The organism is Desulfoferula mesophila (assembly GCF_037076455.1).
Classification (GTDB): Bacteria; Desulfobacterota; Desulfarculia; order Desulfarculales; family Desulfarculaceae; genus Desulfoferula; species Desulfoferula mesophila.
This window is the reverse complement of sequence record NZ_AP028679.1, coordinates 2,250,333-2,266,872: the sequence shown is the minus strand read 5'-3', so window position 1 is coordinate 2,266,872 and position 16,540 is coordinate 2,250,333. Positions and strand designations below refer to the sequence as shown.

Annotated in this window: 11 protein-coding genes; 9 read left to right on the top strand and 2 right to left on the bottom strand. The window is 67.1% G+C overall.

Annotation, left to right across the window (positions count from 1 at the left end; translation table 11 throughout):
* Nucleotides 1-120: 120 nt before the first annotated feature.
* Nucleotides 121-2,559, bottom strand: a complete 2,439-nt coding sequence (locus AACH32_RS10145) for a 3-hydroxyacyl-CoA dehydrogenase/enoyl-CoA hydratase family protein (RefSeq protein ID WP_338598768.1) — start codon at nucleotides 2,557-2,559, stop codon at nucleotides 121-123.
* A gap of 605 nt (nucleotides 2,560-3,164) precedes the next feature.
* Between AACH32_RS10145 and AACH32_RS10140 the strand changes: the two genes are divergently transcribed.
* The 5 genes from AACH32_RS10140 to AACH32_RS10120 are packed head-to-tail and all read left to right on the top strand — an operon-like array spanning nucleotide 3,165 to nucleotide 6,258.
* Nucleotides 3,165-3,935: a hypothetical protein gene (locus AACH32_RS10140; RefSeq protein WP_338598766.1), complete on the top strand. Its 771-nt coding sequence runs from the start codon at nucleotides 3,165-3,167 to the stop codon at nucleotides 3,933-3,935.
* A 15-nt stretch (nucleotides 3,936-3,950) separates the two neighbouring features.
* Entirely contained in the window at nucleotides 3,951-4,253 is a 303-nt protein-coding gene (locus tag AACH32_RS10135; RefSeq protein WP_338598764.1) for a polymer-forming cytoskeletal protein, read from the top strand.
* 23 nt (nucleotides 4,254-4,276) lie between these two features.
* Complete coding sequence (locus AACH32_RS10130) at nucleotides 4,277-4,636, top strand: cupin domain-containing protein (RefSeq protein ID WP_338598761.1); 360 nt, start codon at nucleotides 4,277-4,279, stop codon at nucleotides 4,634-4,636.
* A 35-nt stretch (nucleotides 4,637-4,671) separates the two neighbouring features.
* Nucleotides 4,672-5,154, top strand: a complete 483-nt coding sequence (locus AACH32_RS10125; RefSeq protein WP_338598758.1) for a flavodoxin family protein — start codon at nucleotides 4,672-4,674, stop codon at nucleotides 5,152-5,154.
* 3 nt (nucleotides 5,155-5,157) lie between these two features.
* A complete protein-coding gene (locus AACH32_RS10120; RefSeq protein WP_338598756.1) occupies nucleotides 5,158-6,258 on the top strand; it encodes an amidohydrolase family protein in 1,101 nt (366 codons plus the stop codon).
* Here the strand turns inward: AACH32_RS10120 and AACH32_RS10115 are convergent.
* Complete coding sequence (locus AACH32_RS10115; protein WP_338598753.1) at nucleotides 6,255-6,857, bottom strand: hypothetical protein; 603 nt, start codon at nucleotides 6,855-6,857, stop codon at nucleotides 6,255-6,257. The two genes, AACH32_RS10120 and AACH32_RS10115, sit on opposite strands and share 4 nt — an antisense overlap.
* Before the next feature lie 112 nt (nucleotides 6,858-6,969).
* Between AACH32_RS10115 and AACH32_RS10110 the strand changes: the two genes are divergently transcribed.
* From AACH32_RS10110 to recD2, 4 genes are read left to right on the top strand one after another with little or no spacing between them, the layout of a single operon-like run.
* Nucleotides 6,970-7,791 (top strand): lytic murein transglycosylase, encoded by an 822-nt coding sequence (locus AACH32_RS10110; protein ID WP_338598751.1) that lies wholly within the window; start codon nucleotides 6,970-6,972, stop codon nucleotides 7,789-7,791.
* A complete protein-coding gene (locus tag AACH32_RS10105; protein WP_338598749.1) occupies nucleotides 7,788-10,964 on the top strand; it encodes a PD-(D/E)XK nuclease family protein in 3,177 nt (1,058 codons plus the stop codon). The genes AACH32_RS10110 and AACH32_RS10105 overlap by 4 nt, the downstream gene beginning before the upstream one ends.
* Nucleotides 10,961-14,380 carry a UvrD-helicase domain-containing protein gene (locus AACH32_RS10100; RefSeq protein ID WP_338598747.1) on the top strand — a complete coding sequence of 1,140 codons (3,420 nt, stop codon included), beginning with the start codon at nucleotides 10,961-10,963 and terminating at the stop codon, nucleotides 14,378-14,380. Before AACH32_RS10105 ends, AACH32_RS10100 begins: the two co-directional genes overlap by 4 nt.
* Nucleotides 14,377-16,533 carry an SF1B family DNA helicase RecD2 gene (gene recD2 / locus AACH32_RS10095; protein WP_338598745.1) on the top strand — a complete coding sequence of 719 codons (2,157 nt, stop codon included), beginning with the start codon at nucleotides 14,377-14,379 and terminating at the stop codon, nucleotides 16,531-16,533. The genes AACH32_RS10100 and recD2 overlap by 4 nt, the downstream gene beginning before the upstream one ends.
* Nucleotides 16,534-16,540: the final 7 nt, after the last annotated feature.

The window sequence follows — 16,540 nt, the reverse complement described above, 5'->3', positions numbered from 1 at the left end:
AAAACTGAGGCGAAAATTATAAAAACAGGAGAGGGGCCCAATAAAATAGCGCCCGCACGACGTGTTTGTATTGTGTTTGCCCCTCTCCTGTTCATTTCCATGGATCCCTTGCTTCCCTTATCAGTTGCGCAGGGGCTTGCCGGTCTTGAGCATGTGGGCCATGCGCGCCTGGGTCTGGGGCATGCCGCACAGCTTGAGGAAGGCCTCGCGCTCCAGGTCCAGGAGGTACTGCTCGCTCACCTCTGTCTCGGGCAACACGTTGCCGCCGGTCAACACCCGGGCCACTTCCATGGCCACGGTGATGTCGTGGTCGGTTACGAAGCCGGCTTTGTGCATGTTGTACAGGGCGTAGTTGAACACTCCCATGGAGTCGCGCCCCATCACCCGGACGTTGTCGATGGGCCGGGGAGGGGTGTAGCCGGCCAGATTCATGGCGATGACGTTGTCCTTGGCCTTCTTGATGCGGTAGTCGGCATTGACCACCACTTTGTCGCTGGGCCGGAAGATGCCCATCTTCAAGGCCTCGGGGGCGCTGGTGGCCACCTTGGCCATGGCGATGGTCTCAAAGGCCCGGGCCACGAAGGGCAGCAGGTAGACCTGCTTGGGATACAGGCCGCCCCTGGCGATCTTGAACACCCGCTCGTGGGTGTTTCTGAGCAACAGTTCCTTGGTGCCGCCGCCGGCGGGGATGACCCCCACGCCGACCTCGACCAGGCCGATGTAGGTCTCGGCCGCGGCCACCACCCGGTCGGAGGCCAGGCAGATCTCGCAGCCGCCGCCCAGGGCCATCTGGTGGGGGGCGGCCACCACCGGCTTGGAGCAGTACTTCAGGCGCATGAAGGCGTCCTGGAACTTCTTGATCATCCAGTCAAGCTCGTCCCATTCCTCTTCCTGGGCGGTGAACAGCACCAGCATGAGGTTGGCGCCCACCGAGAAGTTGGTCCCGTGGTTGGCCACCACCAGGCCTTCCCAGCCTTCTTCCTCCACCATGTCGGCCGCTTTTTCGCATAAGGTGATGATGTCCTGGCCCAGGGAGTTCATCTTGCTGTGGAACTCCAGGCACAGCACGCCGTCGCCCAGGTCGATGAGCGAAGCGCCCTTGTTCTCCATCACCGTCTTGTTGCGCTCTTTGAGGGAGGGCAGCAGGATGATCTGCGGAGACATCTCCACCAGCTTGTAGCCCTTGCTGGGTAGGTCGTAGTAGTACAGTTCGCCGTTTTCCTTCTTGTAGAAGGACTCGTTGCCCGCGGCCAACATTTCTTCCACCCAAGCGGGAACGCTGAAGCCGCCGGCCTTCATGGCCTCCACCGCCTTGGCCAGGTCCAGGGCGTCCCAGGTCTCGAAGGGCCCCGTTTTCCAGTTGAAGCCCCACTTCATGGCGTTGTCGATGTTGACGATGTCGTCGGCGATTTCGGGAATGCGGTTGGCCGCGTAGATCAGGCCCGCGCTCATGTGTTTGAAGGTAAACTCGCCGGCCTTGTCCTTGGCGTAGAACATGGCCTTGAGCTTGCCCTTGCCGCCGGGGGCCTGCTTGGCCGCTTCCAGGGAGGCGAACTTGACCTTGTTCTTGGGCCGGTACTCCATGGTTTCGCGGTCCAGGACCAGGGTGTCCTTTTTACCCTCCGGGGTCTTTACCCGCTTGTAAAAGCCCTGCTTGGTCTTGTTGCCCAACCAGCCGTTGGAGATCATCTTGTTGAACCACTCGGGGGGCTGGAAGACCTCGCGCTGCTCGTCGTCCGGGCAGCCGTCAAAGACGTTGGCCGCCACGTGGCCCATAGTGTCCAGGCCCACCAGGTCGGCCAGGCGGTAGGAGGCCATCTTGGGGCGTCCCAGCACCGTGCCGGTCAGGGCGTCGGCTTCCTCGAAGCTCAGGCCCATCTCGTCCAGGAGCCGGTTCATGTAGCACATGCCGAACACGCCGATGCGGTTGGCCACGAAGTTGGGGGTGTCCTTGGCGAACACCACGCCCTTGCCCAGCACTTCCTCGGCGAACTGGGCCATGCCCTCGATCACCTCGGGCTTGGTCTTGGGGCCGGGGATGATCTCGAAGAGCTTCATGTAGCGGGGCGGGTTGAAGAAGTGGGTGCCCAGGAAGTGCTCCTGGAACTCGGGGCTCAGATCCTCGCTCATGGAGGCCACGGAAATGCCGGAGGTGTTGGTGGTGACCACGGCGTGGGGGGCGCGCACCTTTTCGATGCGGGCCAGAAGGTCCTTTTTGATGTTGAGCAGCTCGACCACCACCTCGATGATCCAGTCGCAGTCGGCGAGCAGATCCAGGTTGTCTTCCAGGTTGCCGGTGGTGACCAAAGATGCGTTTTCAGGCACATAGAAGGATGCCGGCTTGGACTTCAAAGCTCCCTGCAGCCCGTTTTGGGCAAAGTAGTTGCGATAGACCGGGGAGTCTTCGCTAACCCCTTTCTTGGCCAGGGGATCGGGCATCTTGGGGGGAACGATGTCCAAAAGCACCGTGGAAAGGCCCACGTTGGCCATGTGGGCGGCAATGGTGGCACCCATCACCCCTGCGCCGATGACGCCCACTTTCTTGATTTTCAGGGACATAAAGCTAACCTCCTTAGCCTGGCTCGCCGCGCATCTGCTTATGCAATGGTGAATGATTAATCATTCATGTTATCTTGAGCGACCTTCGAATCCAAGACTCACATGGTCAACGAGTGAATGAATTGTCATTCAGTGGATCAAAGGTAGCATGCCCACTTTTAATGTGTCAAACACTTTTTCCGGATAAAGCCAAAAAGACGTCTATGGGCCACGAAAAGGACGTTACTGTTTTTTAGCTGTAGTTCTAAGGTGTTGCAATGATATTTTGTCTATGATAGCGTGCGAGGGTACCTTTAGTTATGCATTTTGCCACCGGGCGCGCGGGCGATTTGTTTGGCAGCGGCACCAAAATTATACCCTGTAGTACCTGCGGGATATGCTTCTTGCGGGTCCGGGAGCGCACGGAGGCCATATTGGCCCCACGCAGGTCCGGGGTTAAAATTTGGTCTTATAACCGAAAACGGGCGTCCGATCCTTGAGAGGCGCTCCTCGTGCCAACTATAATTATCAACTCGGCATAAGGGCCTAAGGCCCTCAACTCTGGAAAAGGCATTGTGTTGGCCAAGCGAAATACCGAATTACTCCTGGTCGAGGAGAACGCGCCGGTGAGGGCCATGAGACTGGGCCCCTGGCTGATCTACCTGGCTTTATTGCTTTTGGTGTTGACGGTTTCCGCGCTGGGCGTTGGGGGGTATTTCCTTTACCAACAGGACCAGGCGCTCAACGAGATAGTGAAGGACAATCGTCGGTTGAGGCTAGCGGCGCAAAACCTGGAGACCATCGTGCGCAGTTTGCAGGACCGGGCCTTTGTTTCCGGGATAATGCCCCCGGAGATTTCGCCGCCACCCCGTCCCGCCCCCCCGCCTCCGCGGCCTTTGCCGGCGCCCCCTCCCGAAAAGGCGGCTCCTACCAAGGCCTCCCAGGATGCGGAAGATGACAAGGCCAAGGACAACGGCGCTTCCACCCCGCAGGAAGCCGAAGCGGTGGAACCCTGGCCCACCAGTTCGGACTGGGTGGACGTGAGCAAGGTCAGTCTCAAAAGGTCGGGGCGCGATCTGTTGGTCTACTTTGAAATAGACAACAAGCTGGGCGGCAAGCAGACGGCCAACGGCTACGCCACCGTGCTGCTGCGCAGCGACCGCAAAGGCGACCCCTGGGTGGAGTCCTGGCCGCCCGCCAGGCTCACCCCCTTAGGCCGGCCGGAGAATCCCAAAAAAGGCGCCCATTTCTCAGTGCAAAAAGAAAAACGGTTTCGGGCCCGCTTTGTCCTGGTGGACAAAAAGGTCGAGGCCGTGGAATTCTTGATATTCAACGAACAAGGAGAGTTGGCTCTCTTGGTGCGCGAGACGCCCGAGTCGCTGAAACAAAAAAAATAGCCGCGGAGCCGATATTTGCCTGCCAACCAACTGACCATATTGGCCGCCGGTACCGTTGTGCGCGGGAATGTATATGCCCAAGACACCCTGGTGGTGGAGGGCGGGGTGCAGGGCTGCGTGGTGGCCCACCGGGTGGTGGTGAAAAACGGTGGCTGGATTCAGGGCAGCCTGAGTTGCCGTTCGCTGTCCATAGAGGCCGGAGGCATGGTGGACGCTCAAGTTCAGGTGGTGGAGAACGGCATGCTCTACAAACCGACGCATGACGATAACCCATCCTTGCCGGGCGGCCCGAATCGAATTCTTTTGACGGAAAATTGATTTTCTAAAACCGGGGTTTCGGGGTGCTGCACAAAAAGGCCGATCAATTGGGATTCTTCACGGCCCAGGACGGTTGTCTGCTGGCCGAGGTCTTACATCCAAGCAATGACCCCATGGCCGGTGAAATCAGCCTGGCCCGGGCCTGCCTGCCTCCAGGCCAATCCACCACACCGCACCGCCTGGAGTTTTTGGAGATATACTATGTACTGCGGGGCAGGGGAGTGCTGCACCAGGACGGACAGGCCCAGGAGGTAGGGCCCGAGTCGTGCGTATACCTGCCGCCCGGTTCGCGGCAATGGATCGAGAACACCGGCTTGGACGACCTGGTGTTCCTGTGCGTTTGTCATCCCGCCTGGCGGGCCGAGGGCGACCATCCCGCCTGAGGCGCCCGGCGTTGGTTAACATAAAGGGGACAGTCATGCCCAAGGTATTGATCGTTTATTTTTCCCACGGAGGCAACACCCGCAAGATGGCCGAGGCCCTGGCGGCCAGCATCGAGCAAGGCGGCTGCGAGGTGTCGCTAAAGAAAGTGGCCGAGGCCAACCTGGAAGACCTGCGCCGGGCCGACGGCGTGCTCCTGGGCGCACCCTGCTATTTCGGCTCCATGGCCAACCCCATGAAAACCTTTATCGATGAGTCCATCCCCCTGTTCGGCAAGGGCGAGCTGGTGGGCAAGGCGGCCGGCGCCTTCGCCTCCACCGGGGGCATCGGCGGCGGCGGCGAGCTGACCATCCTGTCCATGCTGCACGGCCTTTTGATCCACGGCATGGTGGTGCAGGGCCTGCGCAAGGGCGGCCACTTCGGTCCCCTGGCCATCGGAGAGCCGGACCAGCGGGTCATGGATGAATGCGCCGCCTATGGGGCCCAGTTCGCCGAGTTGGTGAACAAGCTGGCCGTTTAAGCCTTGGCCCGCATAGATGACGGGCTTTGCCTGCTGGCCAAGGGGCTGGCCGGGGCGGAGTCCTATCAAGGCCCCCCCGCGGTGCTGGTCCGCGAGGGCAGGGTGGCGGCCCTGGGCCAGGAGGCCCTGGAGCAGGGAGCGGAGCGGGTCGAGTTGCCGGAGCTGTGGCTGTCGCCCGCTCCCCTGGACGCCCACGTGCACCTGTACCTGGGGCCCGGACCCGAGGAGGCCATGGAGGCCTGGCGCCAAGCCGGCGTAGCTGCGGTGCGCGACCTGGGCCACAAGCCCCATCGCGCCACGCCCCACGACGACGGCGGGCCGCCCCTGTTGCGCAACGCCTGCGTGGGCCTGGGGGCCGAGGGCGAGGCGGCCTATTGGATCGCCGCCCGGCTGAGCGGGCCCCAGGCCTTTGCCCTGGCCGCCCGGGAGCAAATAGGGCGGGGCGCGGCGGTAATCAAGCTGTTCGCCACGGGCCTGCTGGATTTCCAGCACCCCGGCCAGGTGTGCCATCCCCAGGCGCTCACCGACGAGGAAATAGCCGCCGCGGTGGGTGAGGCTCACGCCGCCGGCCTGCCGGTTTCGGTGCACGCCAGCGGGGAAACGGCGGTGCGCCAGGCCCTGGACCAGGGAGCCGACGGAATTGAGCACGGCTTTTTCCTGGGCCGCGACACCCTGGAAACCATGGCTCGCAAGGGGGTGTGGTGGAGCCCCACCCTGGCGCCCATCCAGGCCCATCTGGACGATCCTCAGGGCCGGCACGACGCGGCGACCTTGGCGGCCCTGGCCGAGATAGTCGATCGCCAGGCGGCCCAGATAAAGCTGGGCGAGGAGCTGGGGGTGAACCTGGTTATGGGCAGCGACGCCGGTTCCTACAACCTGCCCCACGGCGAGGCGCTGTTTCAGGAGATGACCTCCTGGCTGGATGCCGGGGTGAGCCCGGACACGGTATTCCTGGCCTCCACCCGGCGAGCGGCCCGGGTCATGGGGCTGGCCGGAGAGTTGGGAGAGATCGCCCAGGGAGCCAGGGCCTGGCTTTTGGGCACCCCGGAAGACCCGCGCCGCGATCCCTTGCTTTGGCGCCGGCCCTTGTGGCGTAATTTCTAGCTGAGCGTCGCGCGCTGGCGGGCGGGATAATAGATAACGTATTCCTTGGACAGGATGCGATACCGTTGGGAGGCGTAATCGCGCAGAGCGGCGTAAAACTCCTGCAAGTTGCTCAGGGGGGCCACCAGGCGGGCGAACTGGTGGGGATCGCCGGCGTCCTGGTTCACCGGGGGAATGAAGTGGCCCTCGCCGCCCCGCCAACGAAAGCCCAGGCTTTGGGAGCGTTGGTTCACCTCCTGGTACACGCGGCGTATCAGGTCGGTGCGCAGGATGGCCGAGGGTGCGCTGACCAGAGCCTCCAAGAGGCAGGCCAGGTAGAGCACCTCTTCCTGGGAAGCGGCGTCGTCCCGGTGGCGCAACAGGCCCAAGGCGGTGTCTTGCAGGCCTCCGTCCAGGGAGAAATGGGGGGGCATGCGGCCGGAGGGATCCTGGCCGTTTTGCAGGCACTCTTCGCGGTATTCTTCATAGCCCGCGGCCGAGCCCACGTGCACCTGGATGATGCGGCCGGTGCGCCAGGGTCCCCAGCGCAGACGCATGGGAGAGTCGGTTATCACATGCTCCCGGCCATCCGAGCCGGAAAAGGTATTCCAACGGTCCACGCTACAACCTTTGCCAGGGAAAGCACCTTTGTTCATGGCGAGATTCAAGACTAACAGATGCCACCCGGCCGGGAAAGTACCGGCCCTCGGCCTGCTCCTGGTTTTTCTTTTCATGTTTTATCCGGGCGTGGCCCCCGCCCTGGCCCAGGACCAAAAGGTCTTCGCGCCGCTCAGGGCGGAGATGATCAGCCAGGGCATGAAGACGGCCCAGGTAGACGCCCTGCTGGACGATAAGCGGGTGCGCTTCGAAGGCCGCCTTATGGCCATCCTGTTGGCCCCCTCGGAGCACAAGCTCAACTACGGCCAATTCCTGGGAAGCAAGACCGTAAAGGCGGGCAAGGCCTTCATGGCCCAGCACGCCGCCACCCTGGCCCAGGCCCGCAAGCAGAGCGGCGTGGACCCCACGGTGGTGGTGGCCATCCTCAGCGTGGAAAGCCGCCTGGGCATCTACACCGGCAAATCCATGGTATTCAACGTGCTGGCCTCCCAGGCGGTGCTGGACACCCCGGAGGCCCAAAAGCTGGTGGCCCAAAATTGGCCCTCCAAGCAAAAGGCCGAGCTCAAGACCGCCAAGACCAAAAAACGCTTCGCCAAGCGCGCCGCCTGGGCCCGCAAGGAGATGGGCTCCCTGATGCGCCTGGCCGCCAAGGAAGGGCGCTCGCCCCTGGACTACCAGGGCTCCCTGGCCGGGGCCCTGGGCATGGCCCAGTTCGTGCCCACCTCGGTGTTGATCTGGGGCCAGGACGCCGACGGCGACGGCCGGGTAGATTTGCTGGATCCGCAAGACGCCATCCACAGCGTGGCCAACTACCTCAAGGCCCACGGCTGGCGGCCCGGCCTAAGCTATAAGGCCAAGCTGAAGGTTGTGCTCACCTACAACAACTCCAAGCCCTACGCCAATACGGTGCTGGGCTTGGCCGAGAAGCTGCGGTGAGCTTGCCTTCCGCCCAGGTCTGGCCCACCGGCCAGGCAATGGACCAGGCCTTGAGCCGCAGCGCCGCCGAGGCGCCAGGCGGTCTGCTCCTGGGCGGGGGAGGTCACTATACCTTCCAGGGCAAGAAGGCCCTGCTGCCTTTGCTGTGGTCACAACTTCCCCCCTCGCTTCGCCGGGACCATCCCCTGGCCGAGCTATCCGGGCCGGTGTTGGTGCAAAAGCTCCTGGCAGAACTGGGGAGCCGCACGGCCGCCCTTACCGGTATCTTCCGAGGCCGCCGTTTTCCCCACCGCCTCTGGCGGTTGTTGGTAGGGCTCAAGGCCGCCCGCCTCCAACCCCGGGACATCGCCGCCCTGACCGGCCCTGGCGGGGAGCGCCGGCTAGCCCTGGCCGCCCTGCTGGAGGCCTACTCCCGGGAGTTGGCGCAAAGGGGTCTGGCCGATGAAGCCGACCAACTAAACGCCGTGGAAGAGCACCTGGCGCAAGGCGGCGGTTTTCCCGTGTTGGAGGGCTTGTCCAGCCTGGAGGTGCGCGACGCCCTGTGGCTGCGTCCCTCGGAGCTGCGCCTGGTTCGGGCCCTGTCCCGGGTCATGCCCGTGCGGGTGAGCTTCGCCCTCGCTCCTCCGGTGGGCCGCGAGTCGGAGGTTTTCCGCCTGTTGGAGGCCACGGCCACATCCCTGGAGACTGAGGCGGGCCGCCTTGAGGTTGCATGGGCCGACCTGCCAGGGGAGGGCGGCCCCTTGGCCGGCCTGGCCTTGGGAGAGGGCACGGCCGAGGCGGACGGCGCGGCCCTGCAACTGGTGCGCGCGCCGGGGCGCTACGCCGAGGTGGAGGCCCTGGTGGGCCGGGCCCGCGACCTGGTGGACAAAGGGGTGCCGCCCCAGGAAATCGTGCTGGTCTTTCCCGATCTGAGCCTCTACGGCCAGATGGCCTCCGACGTGGCCGCCCGCCTGGGCCTGCCCCTTTCCTTCCGGCGCAGCGAACCCCTGGGAGGGACGCCCCTGGCCCAGGCGGTGGTGGGGCTGCTTTCCCTGCCGCAACAAGGCTACCCTCGGGCGGAGCTGGCCCAGGTCTGGAAGTCGCCTTACCTGAGTGCGGCCCTGTCACGCCATCTTCAAGTGCCCCAACCGCCCAACCCGGCCCGCCGCTTGGCCCAGGTTTTGTACGTGGACGCCCAGGAGACCCCGGTGCGCGAGTGGCTGCTGCGCGCGGCGGAACGGATGCAGGGAGCTAGTGCCCAGGAAACGCGCGACCTGGCCGCCGCCTGCGGGGGGCTCACCGCCTGGCTGGCAGACCTGGACCGGCCCCAGGGCCTGGCCGAATATTGCGGCCGGGTGGAGAGCCTCTTGGAGGCCTTGCGGCCCACGCAGGAGATGATCGCCGGGTTGAGCGCGGGACGCTGGACGGCCCTGGCCTTGGCGCGGGATCTGGCGGCCTGGGAGGGCATGAAGCGCGCGGTGCGCGGCCTGGCCCAGGCGGCCGAACAGGTTGGCGCGGACGCGGCGCAGAATCCGGGGCGCTTGTTGGCCTTGCTGGAACAGGCCCTGGAGCAGCAGGACGCGGGCGCGGGCCTGGGGGCCAGGGGAGGGGTGCGGGTTCTGCGCCTGGAGGACGCCCAAGGGCTCAGCCCGGCCTATTGCCTGGCCGGAGGGCTGAACCTGGAGGAGTTCCCCGCCCGCCCGGCCGATATTCGCCTGCTGGACGGCGCGGAGCGCCTGGCCTTGGGAAGGAAGGCCGGTCTGCCGGTGTGGCGCACCGAGGAGGAAGAATACGGCGGCCAGGAGTTGCGCCTGCTGTTGCTCTTGGGTTCGGCCCGCGCAGGCGTAACGCTTTCCTGCTGCGCCGCCGATCTGGACGGCTCGCCGCGCAATCCCAGCTTGCTCCTGACCCGCCTGGCCGACAGGCTGGGCCGCCAAGACGAGCTCAAGGCCCCGCCTGGCAGCGTATTCGGCGAGGTGCCACCCTTGGCCCAATGCCGCGACGCCCGCAGCCTGTGGAGCGCCCTGTCCCGCGACCTGCTGCGCCCGTGCCTGAGTCCCAAACCTGAGGAGAGCGCGGCCCAGGCCATCTTGCACGAGTTGGCCCAAAGCGACGACAACGCCCAGGCCTGGCGCTCCCTGGCCGCGCGGGCCAGGGTGGAGGAGCACCGCCAGCGCTTGGAGACCTTGCCGCCCGAGGCCCGCCTGCCCTTGGCCGGACCCTACGACGGCCTGCTGCTGGGTCACGCGGCGCAGGAGTTTCTGGCGGCCCTTTTGGTAGACCCCGCCCGGCGCACCCTTTCCCCCAGCGCCCTGGAGGGCTACGTGGCCTGTCCCATGCAGTGGTTTCTGGCCCGCATCCTGGGCCTGGACGAACCGCGCGAGCCGGGGTGGGACTTGGAGCGCTCGGAGGAGGGCACCTGGGTGCACGACACCCTGGCCCGTTTTTTCGCGCCCCAGGAGTTCGACCCGTCCTGGGACGAGGCTGCCCAGCGCCAACGCCTGGCCCGCTGCCTGGCCCAGGCCATGCAGGAGCGCGCCGGCCACGACCTGGTGCGCCAGGCCCGCCAAGGGGTTTTGGACCACACCCTGGCCACGGTGGTGGCGCGGGAGATGGAAGCCATGGGAGGGGTGCGCCCCTCGCGGGTGGAGGCATCGTTCGGCGGCAAAGATAGCAGCGCCCCGCCCTTGGCGGTGCCTTTGGACCAGGGAGAGCCCTTGTTTTTGACCGGCCGCCTGGACCGCCTGGACCAAGGACCTGGCGCGCTCAGAGTGGTGGACTACAAGCACGCGGGCCAGAAGAACAGGATCAGCGATCCGCTAAAGGAAGAGGCCTTGGGGGTCGGCGCCTTTCAGATGCCGGTGTACCTGGCCGCGGCCCGCGAGTCGTGGGGCCAAGCGGACGACGCTCTGATGGCCAGGGTGGTGCCCACCCGCAAGATGGAGCAGCAGCCCGCGACTCGCGACTTCCCGCCCGGCTCTCCCTTCCTCTCCCTGGACTGGGCCACGCGCCAAGAGCTGGCCGCCTCTGCAGAGCCCAACCTGTTCAACGCCGTGGCCGAGCTGTGGGGCCGCCTGGAGGGAGGCCAGTTCATGCCATTGCCCGAGCAGGGCCCCTGCGATTTCTGCGCCATGGGCGGGGTGTGCCGGGCCCGGGTAAACGCGGCCGCCGCCTTGAACGGAGAGGCCTCGTGAGCGCGCCCAAGCGACTATGCCTGGTGGCCGGGGCCGGGGCGGGCAAGACCTATCGCCTGGTGGAGCATTACCAGGGCCTGCTGGACCAGGGCTTGGAGCCCGGCCAGATCGTGGCCATCACCTTCACCGAAAAAGCGGCCGGGGAAATGCGCCAGCGTATCGGCGAAAAAATCTCCCCGGAGCTGGCCGCCAAGCTGGCCTGGGCCCCCATCAACACCATCCACGGCTTTTGCGCCTCCCTGCTCAGGGACTACGGCCTGGTGCTGGGCCTGGACCCCGAGTTCCGGGTGCTGGACGAAGAGGAGTTCAGCCGCCTGCTGGGCGAGACCTCGACCGAGGTGCTGCGCCAAGGCCTCAAGGAGCGCGACCCCGCGCTGGGCCGCCTGCTGGAACACTTCAACCTGGGCGGCATGGGCGGGTTGCAGGAAAAGCTGATCTGGCTGCACCGCCAGATGGCCACCATGGGCCTGAGCCCCGAGCAGGCGGCCCGGGCCACGGCAGCGGCCCACGCCGCGGACCTGGCCGGCGCCAGCGAGATGATCTCCGCCTTGAACGCGGCGGTGGCTGAGTTGGCGGGCCGCTTCAGCCAGGACGCCAAGTTGGCCGCCTCCAAGGCCCAGTACGTGGCCAAGGCCCAAAACCTCATTGCCGCTTGGCCTGAGTTGCAAAGGCGTCTGCTAGACGAAGCCACCCGTCTGGATACGGCGCGCGATCTGGCGGCCATGGTGGGGGGCTCCGCCTGGGGCAAGGTCAATGACCTGCGCCAGGCCCTGGCGGAAGGAGCCAAGGCCCTCATTGCCTTGGCGGCCATCCCGGCGGCGGCCCAAGCGGCGGATGATTTGCTCGCCCTGGTCGCCGGGCTGGAACAAGGCCTGGCCCGCGAGCTGGCCCGGCGGGCCGCTCTGGGTTTCGACGCCCTGCTCACCCTGGCCCGCGACCTGTTGCGCGACTTCCCCGAGGTGCTGTCCCAATGCCGCCAGCGCTGGCGGGCCCTGCTGGTGGACGAGTACCAGGACGTCAACCCGGTGCAGGACCAATTGGTGGAGCTGCTGGCCGGGCTGCACCGGCCGGACCCCGCACCCGAAGCCGCCCCGCCGTCGCTCTTGGTGGTGGGCGACCGCAAGCAATCCATCTACGCCTTTCGCGGGGCCGAGGTGGCCGAGCTGGCCAACCTGGCGGCGCGCCTGGCCGAGGGCGAAGGAGTGGTGGAGCCACTGGGCTTAAACTGGCGCTCCCATCCCGCCCTGGTGGAGTTCTTCAATCGCCTGTTCGCCCAGGTGCTCGTACCCGGCGAGGGGCAAGAGCACGCCCCCCAGGCCTACGTGGAATTCACCGAGCAGGACCGCCAGGAGCCGGCGGGCCGCAAAGCAGGCCAGGCCGACGAGGTAGTGGTGGAGCTGGTGGATTGCCGGAGCCTGCTCACCGAGGACAAGCCCAGCGCCGACGCCCAGCGCGCGGTGGAGGCCCGCGCCTTGGCCGCCTACTTGCGACGCCTGTTCGAGGAGGGTCGCTATCATCCCGGCCAGGTGGCGGTGCTCCTGCGCAAGCTCACCCAGGTGGGAGTTTACGAGGAGGCCCTGCGCGCGGCGGGCATAGACTTTTACACCGTGCGCGGCAGGGGTTTCTTTGAGTGCCTGGAGGTCAGCGACGTGGCCCACGCCCTCCGGGCCATGCTGGACCCCAGCGACGAGATCGCCCTGGCCGCCTGGCTGCGCTCGCCCCTGGTGGGGCTAAGCGACGAAAGCCTGCTGGCTTTGGCCCATCCCTCGCCGCCCCGCCGGGCCGGTCTGGCGGCCGGGATGCGCGGCGGCGCTCCCTTGCCGGACTGGTGCGGCCGAGAGCAACAGGCGCTCCTGCAAGGCGCGCGGCGGACCCTGGATCGTTTGGCCCCCTTGGCCCGGCGGCTGCACCCGGCCGAGCTTATCTCCCTGTTGCTGGAAGAAAGCGACCTTCTGCCCGTGCTCCTGGGCACCGGAGCAGGGGAGCAAAAGGCGGCCAACCTGCGCAAGCTTTTGGAAACCGCCCGCCAGCCGGGCGGGGTCCTGGCCGGAGGCACGGAGGCCTTTGCGCGCGGCCTGGCCGGGCTGGTGGCCCAGCCCCCCCAAGACCCCCAGGCCCCCCTGTTGGGCGAGGAGGCCCGGGTGGTGCGCCTGATGAGCGTGCACCAGGCCAAGGGCCTGGAGTTCCCGGTGGTGGTGCTGCCCGACCTGGCCGGGCGCGGCGGAGGACAAAACGCCCCGCCAGACCTGGGGCCCCACGGTGAGTTGGCCCTGGCCCCGCCCGATCCGGACACCGGGGCCTCGGCCAAACCTCCCTTGCAAGAACGCTTGCGCAAGCGGGACCAGGCCCGGGGCGAGGCCGAGGAGGCGCGCAAGTTCTACGTGGCCTGCACCCGGGCCGAGGATCGCCTGGTGCTCTTGCTCAGTCCCGGCGGCACCCAGAGCAAGGGCTGGGACCCGTGGGGCCGCGAACTGGCGGCGGCCGACCCGGCCTCGCGCACCATTGACGCGGCGACCCTGCCCCTGGCCGGGGCGGAGGGTCCCCAGGCCCCGGCCGACGCCTGGCCGGAGGGTCTGCCCCCCGAGGCGGGACCGGAACGGGAAGCCGCCGCCGCCATCCTGGCCCGCATCGAGCGGCCCGCCGCGCCCCTGGGCCTGGTGCGCGAGTCGGTGAGCGGCCTGGAGAACTATCTGACCTGCCCCCGGCTCTACGTGCTCACCCAACGCCTGGGCCTGGACACCGCGCTCCTGCCACGCTCCGGCCCTGCTAGAGACGGCCTGGGCCGGGCGGTGGAACTGGGCAGCCTGGTGCACCGGCTCATGGAGGTCACGGACTTCGGCCAAGGCCCGGCCGGGCTGCAAGCAGCCATGGCCTCCCTGGAGCACGACCCGGACCTGGCTTCCCAGGCCCTGGCCTTGGCCGCGCGTTTGTGGGATACCGGGCTGCCAGCCGAGTTGGCCGGGGCGCTGGAATTGGGACGGGAGCTGCCCTTCTGCCTGCGCCTACCGGAAGCCGACGGCGGCCCGGCCTTGGAGATCATCGGCGAGATCGACCTGGCCGCCCGCCTGGAGACCGGCTGGCTGGTGGCGGACTACAAGGTGTCGCACAAAGCCGACCCCGCGCCTTACCGCGACCAGATGGCCCTATATGCGCTGGCGCTGCATCGCGGCCAAGGCGGCGAGGGCCCCGCGCCCCGCTGCTGCCTGGCCTTTCTCTCGGCTCAAGGGGCCAAGCTGGTCTGGCTCGATTTCACCCCGGACGATCTGGCGGTCATGGAGCAGCGGGTGCGCGCCGCGGCCCGGGGCATCGCCGGCCTGGGCCCCCAGCCCGATCCCACCGCCCTGGAGCCGGGCCCGGGCTGCGACCCCGCCGCCTGCCCGGTGGCCGATCTCTGCGGTCTGGCGGTCGGCTCGTGAAGGCTCCCAGCCAGGTGCGGCTCAAGGGCCGGGTGAAGCGCATCACCTTTGCCAACCCGGAAAACGGCTACACCGTGGCCAAGGTGGAGATCGAGGGCCGTCTGGGACTGACCACCCTGGTGGGGCGCATGCCCGGTCTCACCGAGGGCCAGGAGGTCATCATCAGCGGCAAGGAGTCCACCCACCCCAAGTTCGGCCCCCAGATCGAGGTGGAGGAATGCCGCATGGAGCAGCCCTCCGACGCCCAGGGGGTGCAGCGCTACCTGGCCTCGGGCCTCATCAAGGGGGTGGGTCCGGTGCTGGCCGAGCGCATCGTGGATACCCTGGGAACCGGGGCGGTGGACATCATCCTGGAAGAGCCGCGCCGCCTGGCCGAGGTGCCCGGCGTGGGGCCCAAGCGAGCCCAGGTCATCTCCGAGGCGGTGGCCGCCCACGGGGCGCTACGCGACCTCATGGTCTTTTTGCAGACCCACGGCGTGTCCGGCTCCACGGCCCTGCGCATCTACCGCCGCTACGGAGCCGGTGCCCTGGGGGTGGTGCAGAACAAGCCCCATCGTTTGGCCTCGGACGTGCGGGGCATCGGCTTCGCCACCGCCGACGCCATCGCCGCCCGCCTGGGCATCGCCGCCGACCATCCCGAGCGCTTGCAGGCCGGGCTGCTGTGGATACTTACCAAGGCCCGCGACGAGGGCCACGTGTATTTGCCCTACGAGGAGCTGCTGGAGCGCACCGCCGCCGAGCTTCGGGTGGAGCGGGCGTTGCTGGGCCCGGCGTTTGCCCGGCTGCACAGCGAGCAGGAGATCGTGGCCGAAGACACGGCCGACGGCCAGCGGGCGGTGTACCTCAGCGGCCAGCACGCCATGGAAACCCTGGCCGCCCGGGAGCTGGCGCGCATCGCCCGCCAGGAAGGCTTGCTCACTCCCGAGCGGGCGGCCAAGGCGGTGGAGTGGGTGGCCGGGCAGCTGGCCGTGAAGCCCTCGCCCGGTCAGGCCGCGGCCCTCACCAACCTGCTGGAAGCGGGCCTGGGGGTGCTCACCGGTGGGCCGGGCACCGGCAAGACCACCCTGGTCAAGGCGGTCATCACCATCGCCCGGCGCATGGGCCTGAGCATCGCCCTGGCCGCGCCCACCGGCCGGGCGGCCAAGCGCCTGGCCCAGGCCGGGGGCCGGGAGGCCCTTACCCTGCACCGCCTGCTGGAGTACAGCCCCAAGGAGAATCGCTTTTTGCGCGGTCCGGACAAGCCCCTGGAGCACGGGCTCATAGTGGTGGACGAGTCCTCCATGATCGACATCTGGCTGGGAGCCCATCTGGCCGCCGCGGTGGGGCCAACCAGCCGCCTGTTGCTGGTGGGCGACGCGGACCAACTGCCCCCGGTGGGGCCGGGCCTGTTCTTCCGCCAGATCATGGACTCCGGCGCGGCCAAGGTGGCCCGGCTCACCGAGATCTTCCGCCAGGATGAGAGCGGGCTTATCGTGGCCAACGCCCACCGCATCCTGCACGGGCAGATGCCCCGCCTGCCTCAGGGGGAAGGGGAGGGCGACTTTTTCTTCATCGAACAAAAAGACCCGGCCCGGGCGGCGGAGATGATCCGCGACCTGGTGACCCAGCGCCTGCCCCGGAGCTTCGGCCTGGACCCGGAGCGCGACATTCAGGTCTTGGCCCCCATGCACAAGGGCAATCTGGGCTGCGCCCACCTCAACGCCCTGCTGCGCCAGGCCCTGAACCCCCGCGCCGCCGGACGGCCCGGCCTGGCTCCGGGCGACCGGGTCATGCAGGTGCGCAACAATTACGACCTGGACGTGTTCAACGGCGACCTGGGCCTGGCCCTTCGAGAAGACGATGAGGGCCTGGTGGTGGAGATGGAGCATGGGCCGGTGAGCTACGCCCCGGCCGACCTGGATGACCTGACCCTGGCCTACGCCATCACCGTGCACAAGAGCCAGGGCAGCGAGTACCCGGCGGTGGTCATCGCGCTGGCCGGCGAGCACTACATCATGCTCAACCGGCCGCTGCTCTATACGGCGGTGACCCGGGGCAAGCAACTGGTGGTCATCGTGGGGCAGCACAAGGCCCTGAAACGGGCGGTGGAGCACGCCCAACCCATCCACCGCTACGCGGCGCTGGATACCAAGATCAGAAAATATTTGAATTGAGTCGGCG